The organism is Streptomyces globisporus (assembly GCF_003501885.1).
GTDB classification, from domain to species: Bacteria; Actinomycetota; Actinomycetes; order Streptomycetales; family Streptomycetaceae; genus Streptomyces; species Streptomyces globisporus_D.
Window position 1 is genome coordinate 1 of record NZ_QWFA01000208.1, and the last position, 10776, is coordinate 10776.

The window sequence follows — 10776 nt, forward strand, 5'->3', positions numbered from 1 at the left end:
GTCGTCCTGCTCGTCCTCCCCGTCCCTGTCCCTGTTCCCGTCCTCGCCCCTGCCCCCGCCCTGCCGCTGGTTGTCCTGCTGCTGTTCGCCGTCCGGCTGCTGCGCGCCGTCGCCGCCGTCCTGCGAGGGGGCCGGGGGGGCCGACGGAGCCGACGACGGGCTCTGGTCCGGCGTACCGGCGGAGCTGGATTCCGGGGAGAACAGGATCATCCCCAGGTACACGGCGGCCAGGAACGTCGCCGTGCCCGCGATGGCGCTGGCCACCCTGGGGCGCCGCCGGATCGCCTCGCGGGTACTGCGACGGCGGGCCGGAGCCGACCGGGCCGGCGCCTGCCGTCTGCGCCCCGTGGGCCCGGGGAGCCGGTACGTCGTCGGGCCGACCGGCGCGGGCGGGGCCGCAGGGGAGGGCTTCGCGGCCATGGGGGCGGTCGCCCGGTGCGACGCGGGCGCCTGCTGGGGGAGGGGCTCCGGCCCGCCGCGCCAGGCGTCGGTGCGGAACCAGTCGGAGACCTGCTGTGCGGTGGGCCGCTCCTCCGGCTGTTTGGCCAGCAGCCCGAGCAGATACGAGTCGAAGGCGGCGGAGATCTCCACACCGCGCTGCCGCAGCGGGACCGGCGGGGTGTCGACATGCTGGTACAGCGTCGCGGTCGCCGTGTCGGAGCGGAACGGAGGCTGCCCGAGCAGCAGTTGATAGACGACGCAGCCCAGGGAGTACATGTCGGACGCGGAGTCGGCGGTACGTCCCAGCGCGCGTTCCGGGGCCAGGTAGAGGCTCGTGCCGACGATATGGCCGGCCGTCGTCAGCGCGGGCGAGGGATCATCGACGAACTGGGCGATCCCGAAGTCACCGATCTTCACCGAACCGTCCGCGTCCAGCATCAGGTTGCCCGGCTTGATGTCGCGGTGGACGATGCCCTGGCGGTGCGCGGCGGCCAGGCCGGCGGCCGCCTGACCGGCGATCCGGGCGACCATTTCCGGATGGACGCGCTCCTGGGCGGCCAGCAGGTCCCCGAGGCTCTGCCCCTCGACCAGCTCCATCACCAGGAAGAACCGGTCCTCCCAGGCACCGAAGTCGAACACCGCCACCAGGTGCGGGTGGCTCAGCCGGGCGGCGGTCTGGGCCTCCAGCCGGAAGCGGGCGGTCGACGAGGCGTCCGCCTGGTCCCCCAACAGGAGCTTCACGGCCACGGCCCGTCCCAGGACCTCGTCCGTGGCGCGCCACACCTCGCCCATGCCGCCACGACCGATGGGGGATACCAATCGGTACCGACCAGCTACCAGCACCTGTACACCTATCTCGAATTGTGGCCCGCTCCGGCTGTCGGCACCCCGGGGCACCCGGTCTCCGGCGGAGTCCTGGGCGGTGCGGCGAACGACATGATCAGGATATCGGTCCGGCGGAGCCCGGATGCCCCGACGGCCCCTTCGCCGGGCCCGGCTGACGGCCCGCCACGCGTCCCGGCCGACCGCGTGCGCGGCAGCCGCTCCGGCCGGGGCGGTCTCCGTCCGCCGAGCCGTCCGCCGGAACACCTCTCCGGTCAGCCCTGAACGGCCCCGGGTCCCGGCCGGTCCCGTTCGCCCGTCGCGCGCCCCACGGACTCCACCAGCGGCAGCATCCGGTGCGCCACCCGCTCGCGCAGCGCCACGTCCGTCCGGGTCCTGACGACCCCCGGCAGTTGGATCAGCCGCTGGATCACGTCCTCCAGGTGTCCGTTGTCCCGGGCGACGACGCGGGTCAGCAGATCGCCGCCGCCCGTCGTCGAGAACGCCTCGATGATCTCGGGCACGGCCGCCAGCGCGTCGCCCACCTCGACCAGATGCCCCTGGGTGACCTCCAGGTGGACGAAGGCGAGCACGGGGTGGCCGAGCGCGGCGGGGGAGAGGGTCGGCCCGGTGCCGGTGATCACACCGTCGCGCTCCAGCCTGTCGAGCCGGGCCTGCAGGGTGCCGCGGGCCACGCCGAGAATGCGCGCGTACTCCCGGACGCTGGTGCGCGGCTGCTCGATCAGCAGGCGCAGGATCCGGGTGTCGAGAGCGTCCACCGCCATGATCCGCCGATCTCCTTCCGACCCGTCCTGTCCGGCCCCGACTGTACCCAGCGTGAGAGGTCCGCCCGGCCCGCCGAGGCGGCGACAGACGCACGCCCCCGCTCCACAGCGGCTCCGAGTACGCGTACGCATCCCCGGATGGTCCGTTGGCATGCTCGTGGCCGACTCTCCGACCGATTCACTGGTCCATTGGTACAGCATATTCCTCCCGGTTTGATCCAAGCGCCCGATGGATGCTGCAATGGTGGCGTCGATGGCGCTGCGGACTTCCGCGGCGCCTTTTTCATGCGAGTTCTGCGGCGACGCGGAAGGGGTGGAAGCGTGCTGAAGAGGGTGTTCGTGGCGCCGGACCCGGGGCGGGTCCGGCTGCGCTTCGCCTCCCGTGCCGTGGTCGGCATCGGCCTCGCGGTCGCGCTGTGCGGGCTCGTCGGGCATTCGCTCGTGGCGGCCATCACCGGCGGCCTCGCGGCGCTGCTCGCCCTCTTCACCGTGACCGACCCGACGGTTCGCGGGCAGGCGGTCACCACCGCCCTGCTCCCCGTCGCCGGTCTGCCCGTCCTCGCCGTCGCGGCGGTCCTGCACGACCAGCCCGTCGCCCGGGACCTGATCTTCCTCGCCGTGATGGGGGCGGGTGTGTACGCCCGGCGATGGGGGCCGCGCGGGCACGCGCTGGGCGTCTTCGCGTTCATGATGTTCTTCGCCGCCCAGTTCCTGCACACCGTCCCCGGTCAGCTGCCCGAGCTGTACGCCGCCGTGGCGCTGTCCCTGGCCGCCTCGTCCACCGTGCGCTTCGGCCTGTGGTGCTACGAGCGACGGCTGCCCGTCCCCGCTCAGCCCGCTCCGCCGGAGGTCCGGGGCCGGCTGCGCATCACCACCCGGCAGGCCGTCCAGGCCACCCTGGGCGGGGCCTTCGCGCTCGGCATCGGGCAGGTCCTGTCCGACGAGCGGTGGTACTGGGCGGTCGGCGCCACCTGGTGGGTCTTTGTCAACACCACCTCCCGCGGCGAGACGCTCGTCCGCGGCTTCCGCCGGGTCCTGGGGACCGTGATCGGCATCGTCTCCGGCTTCGCCGTGGCCATCCCGCTCGACGGCGCGACCGTCCCGACCGCCGTCGTCGTCGCGATCGGCGTCTTCGGCATCTTCTACACGGCGGCGGTCTCCTACAGCTGGATGATGTTCTTCGTGACGGTGATGGCCGGCATGCTCTACGGCGCGCTGGGCGTCCTGGACGCCGCCCTGCTCTGGCTGCGCGTCGCGGAGACCGCCGTCGGTGCGCTCGGCGCGGTGCTCGCCGTGCTGCTGGTCCTCCCCGTCACCACCCACGCCATCACCGACGCCTGGATCCAGAAGGCGCTGCGGTGCGTCCACGCCTGCACGGCCGAGGCGGCCGACCGGCTCGCCGGGTCGACGCTCGCCGACCCCGCCCCCCGCGTCGCGGAGCTGGAGATGCTGCTCGGCCGGGTCCGGCTCTCCCTCGCGCCGCTGGTGCACCCCCTGAGCCCGCTGCCGGCCCGCAAGGCGCGCGCCCGCCAGGTGATCGCGCTGCTGGACGACTGCGCACGGGAGGTACGGGGGCTGGCCTCCATCGCCGCCGACCCGGACGCCTCGCACGACGCGCGGCTGTCGGCCGCGTGCTCCCGGGTGGAGGCGGCCGTCGAGGCCCTGACCGCGCCCGAGGGCGCCCGGGGCTTCCACCTGCCCGAGCTGCCCGCCGCCGTGGACCCGGCCCTGGCCCACCTGCACGGTCTGGAGCGAGCGCTAGCCGCACTCGTCAGCACGCTGGGCCACGCCCCCTCCGCGGCATCGACGAACGCCTGACGTCCGGAGGCGGTGCACTTCCCCTGCACGGACCAGAGAGTCCTTTTGCCCGCTCAGGTCCGTCATGGCAGCCTTGCCCGTAAGGGGAGAAAACAAGGCGAGAGTTCGCTGCCGCCGTCCTCCACCGGGCGGTGGCCCGAGCATGTGGAGATGGACAGCGTGGCAACATCCCTGCAGCACCAGCCCCATCCCGGACACGACCACGCACACGGCGAAGGCTGTGGGCACGTGGCGGTCCCTCACGACGATCACGTCGACTACGTGCACGACGGTCATCTGCACCGTGAGCACGAAGGCCACATGGACGAGTGCGAGGCCGCCGGCATCACGAGCACGCCGGCCACGACCACGTCCACGGCGAGAGCTGCGGGCATGCGGCGGTCCCCCACGGCGACCACCTGGACTACGTGCACGACGGCCACCGTCATGCGGCGCACGACGGCCACTGGGACGACCACTGACCCCGTCCCGGTGCGGCTGGAAGGCGCCGGTCGCTCACCCCGCGAGTGACTGGCCGCCCCACACGACGAAGCCCCTGGATTGGTCTGGACCGCAGCGGCCTGCCTGCTACCGTCGCCCGTGAAGATCGCGGCGACGGTGAAGAGGAGCAGCGCGATGATCGGTAACAGCGCCGGGCGGGCATTCTTGGGGTCGTTCACCTCGGCGGGCGGGCTCGGCATCACGGCCGCCTCCGTGGACCGGGAGAGCGGAGCGCTGACCCTGCTCGGGTCCACGGACGCCGTGCCCGACCCCTCCTTCCTCGCGGTCGGCCCCCGGGAGGGCTCCACGGTCCTGTACGCCGTCGGGGAGAGTGCCCCGGGCGTCGCCGCCGCCTTCGCCGCCGACGAGGACGTACCGACGCTCCTGGGCCCCGCACAGGCTGTCGACGGGGACGCGCCCACCCACCTCGCGCTCGCCGCGAACCACCTGGTCACCGCCAACTACACCTCCGGCAGCGTCACCGCCCTGCCGGTCCTCGCCGACGGATCGCTCGGGGCGGTGGCCTCGGTGCTCCGGCACGAGGGCAGCGGCCCCGACACCGGCCGCCAGGAGGCCCCGCACGCCCACCAGGTCCTCGCCGACCCCTCCGGGAACTGGCTGGTGAGCGTCGACCTCGGCACCGACTCCGTACGCGTCTGCGCCCTGGACCCCGCCACCGGCGCCCTGCGACTGCACGGCGAGACGGCGCTGCGCCCGGGCACAGGACCCCGCCATCTGGCCTTCCACCCCTCGGGCGCCCTCGCCTACGTCCTGGGCGAGCTGGAGCCGATCCTCACCGTATGCCGCTGGGACGCGGCGACGGGCCGCCTCGACGTGCTCGGGGAGACCCCTGTGCTGCCCGAGCACGAGACGGCCGACGAGGCGGTGCGCACCTACCCCTCCGAGGTGGTCGTCGCCCGCGACGGGCGCTTCCTGTGGACCGCCAACCGGGGGCACGACAGCATCTCCGTGCTCACCCTCGACGAGAGCGGTGAGAAGGCGGCCCTGGTGGCCACCGTCGGCTGCGGCGGCCGCTGGCCGCGCGACCTCACCCTCGACCCCGGCGGCCAGTGGCTGTACGCGGCCAATGAGCACTCCGGGAACGTCAGCTGGTTCGCCGTGGACGCCGAGACGGGCATCCCCCGGCACGCGGGCTCCGTCGAGGTTCCTGCGGTCTCCTGCGTCGTCCTCGTCTGACCGCCGACGCCGCCCTCGCCCGGTCGGCACAGCCCGGAGACTTCGCGGCGGCGTCCAGCAGGCCGGGGTCGACCTCAGGGCCCACCAGGTACGGCGCCAGCGCAAGCTGTGCGGAGCCGGAGCCCTGCAGCTGCTGCGCGATCGAGGCGACCGAGCCCTCCACGTCCAGTGCGGCGGCCATCACCGGCACGGCGAGCCGGGCGGCCAGCAGCATGCCGGTGATCCCGGCGGCCTGCACGGCCTCCTCGCCGCCCACGGTGGCCAGCACGATGCCGTCGGCGGCCGTGGCGACGGTGAACAGCCGGGCGCGGTCGGCGCGCGCGAGACCGGCCTCCGACAGCCGTACGTGCAGGGCCTCGGCGAGCAGCGGGTGCGGGCCGAGCACATCGGTCAGCTCGGCCTGCGTACCGCTGTCCATCACGGCCTGCCGTATCCGCCGGATCAGCGCGCTGTCCGGGCCCGCGAGCAGCGGGACCACGACGGCGGACGGACCGGTGGGCTCGGCGACCTCACGGCCGGCCGCGACGGCCTGCTCGAAGCGCGCGACGCGCTCGGCGGCGTTGTGGGCGAGAACGGTGGACAGGGTCGGGTACTCGGCATCGTCGCCGTCGAGGTAGCCGATCCGGGCGTTGAGGCCGGGCAGCTCGGAACGCGCGATGCTGATGACCTCCTCGGCCAGGCTGCGCGTGGCCGAGGAAGGGGTACCGGGAACGGCGAGAACGAGCGCGGCAGCGCCCTCAGGTGCGACCACGGGCTCCGGGCGGCGGTGCCGTCCGGACTGGCGAGGTCGCGGCATTCGTACAGGCAGGCCGGAAGCGGGCCCAGTGGGGGTGCTCATGGCGCCGCATGCTACTGGTTTTACCTGCCCCTCTGTTCGGGGAGGGGCAGGTCGGGCGTTAACTATCCGCTTATGTCCGATGAGTGATGTACCACCGGAGTGTCCCTGTCTGTCGGCTCGTTGTTCCGGCGATTCGCCCGTCCGCTCTTCTCCCTGTCACTCCGGCCGGGGCTCGTCGTGGACCGCTGTCTTCCCGCGCTGTCCGGGCTCCTGCTCCAGGGGCACGAACAGCATCGTCGGGTGGTGCGGCAGGCGCAGGTCCCCGGCCGCCAGGGCGCGCGCGATCCGGAGTGCGCCCGTCAGCGGATCGCCCGTCGCGGTGGTCACCCGGGCCCCGGGCAGCAGCCGCGCCAGCTCCTCGCGCAGGGGTGCGATCAGCGGCTCACCCATCCGGAACAGGCCACCGGTCAGGGCCACTTCACCGGTCCCGTCGCCCTCGCCCACCTCGCCGTCCGGCTCGGCGGGCGCCGGGCACACGGCCGCCGCCGCCTCGGCGATATGACCCGCGGCCTGCCGCAGAATGCCCGCGGCGACCGCATCCGCTCCGGCGCACGCCGCCACCTCCGGGGCGAACGAGGCCAGCACGGCGGGCCGGTCGGAGCGCGGATAGAGCAGCCCCGGCAGCGCCTCCGCCGGCCCGAACACGGCCCACAGCCGGTCCAGCAGCGCGGCGGAACCGCCCCGCCGTCCGTCATGGGCCCGCATCGCCGCGTCCAGCCCGGCCCGGCCGATCCACGCGCCGCCGCCACTGTCACCCAGAAGATGACCCCACCCGTCGGCCCTGTGCCACTCCTTCAGGTCCGTACCGAGGGCGATCATGCCCGTGCCGCCCGCGACGACCGCGCCGGGGCGCTGTCCCACCGCACCCGCGTAGGCCGTCACCGCGTCGGCGGCCAGGGCCACCCGGCGTACCCCCAGGGCGTCCGCGAGCGCGCCGGGCAGCTCCGCCCGCAACCGCTCGCCCAGCGTGGCCATCCCGGCGGCCCCGACCGCCACCGCCGCGACCTCGTACGCCGTTGCGCCGTTGCTTCGAGCCTCGGCCGACGCGGCGGCCGACGCCCGCTCCAGCAACTCCCGGGCGGCGGGCAGCAGCTGATCCAGCAGATGCCCGGCGTCGATCCCGCCCGGACCCGTCCGCACCGGCTCGGCGCAGACCGTCGTCGCGAGGGGCCCCGGCTCCTCCACCCGGCCGAGCGCCACCCGCAGCCCGGAGCCCCCGGAGTCGACCCCGAGGACATACGCACCGGGAGCGGCCGGATCGCCGGCCGACACGGTGTACGTCACGGAAGCCGCCAGTCCACCGGCGCCGCCCCCTGGCGCTCCAGCAGTTCGTTGACCCGGCTGAACGGCCGCGAGCCGAAGAAGCCCCGGTCCGCGGACATGGGGGAGGGGTGGGAGGACTCGATCGCCGGGTAGTCGCCCAGCAGCGGACGCAGATTGCGGGCGTCACGGCCCCACAGGACCGACACCAGCGGGGTGCCCCGGACCACCAGCGCCTTGATGGCCTGCTCGGTGACCTCTTCCCAGCCCTTGCCCCGGTGGGCGGCGGGCCGCCGCGGCGCGGTGGTGAGCGCCCTGTTGAGCAGCAGCACCCCCTGCCTGGTCCACGGAGTGAGATCGCCGTTGGAAGGCCTGGGCAGCCCCAGGTCCCCGTGCAGCTCCCGGAAGATGTTCTCCAGGCTGCCCGGCAGCGGCCGGACCTCGGGGGCCACCGCGAAGCTCAGCCCGATCGCGTGTCCCGGGGTGGGATACGGATCCTGGCCGACGACCAGCACTCTCACCTCCTCGAACGGCTGCTGGAAGGCCCGCAGCACATGAGCCCCGGAGGGCAGGTACGTGCGTCCCGCGGCGATCTCCGCGCGGAGGAAGTCGCCCATAGCGGCGATGCGTTCGGCGACGGGTTCGAGGGCGTCGGCCCACCCCGGCTCGATGATCTCTTTCAACGGTCGTGCTGCCACGGCCCGCACTCTACTGCTGATACGACCACTCCGATCAACTGCCGTCGGTGCACCGGCCGACCGCCCGTCAGCCGAGCGTCACCGCCCGTACGCACAGGACGTCCGGCAGATGGGAGACGAGCTGCTGCCAGCTGTCCCCGTCGTCCGCGCTGGCGTACAACTCGCCGTTGCGGTTGCCGAAGTAGACCCCGGCGGGATCCGCGTCGTCCGTGCAGAGCGCGTCCCGCAGCACCGTGCCGTAGTGCGCCCCGTCGGGCAGGCCCTCGGAGAGCGGCTCCCAGGTGCGCCCCGCGTCGGTCGTACGGAACACCCGGCAGCGGTGCTCCGCCGGGACCCGGTCGGCGTCGGCGTTGATGGGGAAGACGTACGCCGTGTCGCCGCGGTGCGGGTGCGCGACGGCGGCGAACCCGAAGTCGGAGGGCAGCCCCGCGCCGATGTCGCTCCAGTGGTCCCCGGCGTCGTCGCTGCGGAACACGCCCCAGTGGTTCTGCAGATAGAGCCGGTCCGGGTCGGCCGCGTCCCGGGTGACCTTGTGGACGCACTGCCCGAACTCCGGGTCAGGGTCCGGGAGGAAGACCGCGGAGACACCCTTGTTCGACGGCTCCCAGCTCGCCCCGCCGTCCTTCGTCCGGAACACCCCCGCCGTCGACACGGCGACCGTCACGGCCTTGGCGTCCCGGGAGTCGGTCAGCACGGTGTGCAGCCCCTCACCGCCGCCGCCCGGCTCCCACCGCGAGCGGGTCGGGTGCTCCCAGAGCGGCCGGACCAACTCGAACGACTCGCCCCGGTCCTCGGAGCGGAACAGCGCGGCCGGCTCCGTGCCCGCGTAGACCACGTCCGGCGCCTCGGGGCCCGCCGGATGCAGCTGCCAGACGCGCTCCAGGGAAGCCCCGGTGGACTTGGGGAACTTCACCGCGGGCTGTCGCGGCTCGACCCACGTTTCGCCCAGATCGTCCGAGTGGAAGACGGACGGACCCCAGTGCGCGCTGTCCCCGCCGACCAGGATTCTCGGGGTGTCCCCCCGGGTGTCCACGGCCACCGAGTAGATCGCCTGCGCGTTGAAGTGCGGGCCCGTGATCTCCCAGGCCCCGCCGCGCCTGCGGCCGATGAAGAGACCCTTGCGGGTGCCTGCGGTGAGCAATACATCGGTCATGGTTCTGGACCTCCCGATACGCCGTTGTGCCGGAACAGTGCCAGTCTGCACCCGGCCACTGACAGCGGCTCGCGCACACGCCCGCCGCCTGTGGTGCCGCCTCGGCCGCGCACCCCGCGGCGTGGTCCACGAGCGCGGCTCCCTTGACCGGGGTCCGGTGGCGGCCCTAGCGTCCGAGAGTCGTAGAAAGCGCTTTCGACGTGGTCGGGAGACCGTGCCGCCGAGACTCAGGAGCCCCCGTGGTGACCTTCGAAGGACTGCCCGGCGCCGTCGCCGTCTCGCACCTGACCGTCTACGACTGGCCCGCCGCCGACGGACTGCGCGGGGGCACCCCGCACCTCCACCTGACCTGCTCGGAGGGGTACGTAGTGGTCGGCGGCAGCGGTTCCGTGCAGACCCTCACGACGGCCGGGTACCGGGAGACACCGCTGACGCCCGGAGCGCTGGTCTGGTTCACCCCGGGCACCATCCACCGCCTGGTCAACGAGGACGGGCTGCGCCTCATCGTGGTCATGCAGAACAGCGGGCTGCCCGAGGCGGGCGACGCCGTGCTCACGCTGCCGCCCCGCAGACTGACGGACCCGGACGACTACAGCGCGGCGGTGGCGCTCCCGGTGGATGCCGGGGATGCCGTGCAGGAGAAGGCGGCGCGGGCCCGGCGCGACCTCGCCGTCGAAGGGTTCCTCGCCCTGCGGAAGGCCGTGGAGGGCGGCGATCCGGAGCCGCTGGCCGCGTTCCACCGGGCCGCCGCCGCGCTCGTCCGCCCCCGCGCGGGGGAGTGGCGCACCCGCTGGGAGAACGGGGCCGCCACGGCCGCCGCCGCGACCGCCGGCCAGCTCGACGCCCTGGACCGGGGCGAGGCAGGCCACCTCGCCGACGCCCGCGTCCACGCCGAACGCCCCTCGGCGTACGGCAGGTTCGGCATGTGCGGCCGCCTGGACGTCTACCGCACCTGAGCCCACCCGGTCGGCCCGAGCCGTGCCCGCATCGCCGAGCCGCCCCGACCGGCACCGGGCCCGCGCGCACGCCCGGCGTCCGGATGCTGACATCCTGGGGTGGCGGGGCCGGACAGAGGCCCGGACAAGCCCCGGGACGGCCAGGCGGCGGTCAGGAACAGCCAGGGCCGGACAGGGCCTGGCACACCGAGGAGACGACGATGAGCAGCGGGACCGGGATCACGGACGCCGACGGCCACCCCGTGCCGGTCGCGGTCACCGTGGACGAGCACAGGTCGGCCACGGCCAAAGCGGGCGGCCCGGCCCCGACCGCCCCGGACGACGGCCC

General features: G+C 74.0%; 9 protein-coding genes and 1 pseudogene. 4 read left to right on the forward strand and 6 right to left on the reverse strand.

The window, feature by feature from the left end:
* Together D3105_RS28750 and D3105_RS28755 are read right to left on the reverse strand one after the other, a co-directional pair.
* The coding region (locus D3105_RS28750; protein ID WP_240647056.1) for a serine/threonine-protein kinase at positions 1–1233 on the reverse strand (1233 nt) is incomplete at its 3' end.
* Between the two features lie 305 nt (positions 1234–1538).
* A complete protein-coding gene (locus tag D3105_RS28755; RefSeq protein ID WP_118905882.1) occupies positions 1539–2048 on the reverse strand; it encodes an Lrp/AsnC family transcriptional regulator in 510 nt (169 codons plus the stop codon).
* Between the two features lie 321 nt (positions 2049–2369).
* Between D3105_RS28755 and D3105_RS28760 the strand changes: the two genes are divergently transcribed.
* The 3 genes and pseudogenes from D3105_RS28760 to D3105_RS28770 all read left to right on the forward strand — a co-directional run bounded on the left by D3105_RS28760 (position 2370) and on the right by D3105_RS28770 (position 5543).
* Positions 2370–3866, forward strand: coding sequence for an FUSC family protein (locus D3105_RS28760; protein WP_118905883.1), 1497 nt, complete (start codon positions 2370–2372; stop codon positions 3864–3866).
* A gap of 150 nt (positions 3867–4016) precedes the next feature.
* Positions 4017–4327 (forward strand): annotated as a pseudogene (locus D3105_RS34995) (hypothetical protein).
* A gap of 154 nt (positions 4328–4481) precedes the next feature.
* Complete coding sequence (locus tag D3105_RS28770; RefSeq protein ID WP_118905885.1) at positions 4482–5543, forward strand: lactonase family protein; 1062 nt, start codon at positions 4482–4484, stop codon at positions 5541–5543.
* Here the strand turns inward: D3105_RS28770 and D3105_RS28775 are convergent.
* From D3105_RS28775 to D3105_RS28790, 4 genes are all read right to left on the reverse strand, one after another.
* Positions 5452–6381: a sirohydrochlorin chelatase gene (locus tag D3105_RS28775; protein ID WP_240647057.1), complete on the reverse strand. Its 930-nt coding sequence runs from the start codon at positions 6379–6381 to the stop codon at positions 5452–5454. The two genes, D3105_RS28770 and D3105_RS28775, sit on opposite strands and share 92 nt — an antisense overlap.
* Positions 6382–6537: 156 nt before the next feature.
* A complete protein-coding gene (locus tag D3105_RS28780; protein WP_240647058.1) occupies positions 6538–7665 on the reverse strand; it encodes a BadF/BadG/BcrA/BcrD ATPase family protein in 1128 nt (375 codons plus the stop codon).
* Positions 7662–8339 carry a uracil-DNA glycosylase gene (locus D3105_RS28785; RefSeq protein WP_118905888.1) on the reverse strand — a complete coding sequence of 226 codons (678 nt, stop codon included), beginning with the start codon at positions 8337–8339 and terminating at the stop codon, positions 7662–7664. Before D3105_RS28785 ends, D3105_RS28780 begins: the two co-directional genes overlap by 4 nt.
* 67 nt (positions 8340–8406) lie before the next feature.
* Entirely contained in the window at positions 8407–9492 is a 1086-nt protein-coding gene (locus tag D3105_RS28790) for a WD40/YVTN/BNR-like repeat-containing protein (protein WP_118905886.1), read from the reverse strand.
* A 239-nt stretch (positions 9493–9731) separates the two neighbouring features.
* Here D3105_RS28790 and D3105_RS28795 point away from each other — a divergent pair, with 239 nt between their 5' ends.
* Positions 9732–10448: a cupin domain-containing protein gene (locus D3105_RS28795; protein WP_118905887.1), complete on the forward strand. Its 717-nt coding sequence runs from the start codon at positions 9732–9734 to the stop codon at positions 10446–10448.
* Positions 10449–10776: the final 328 nt, after the last annotated feature.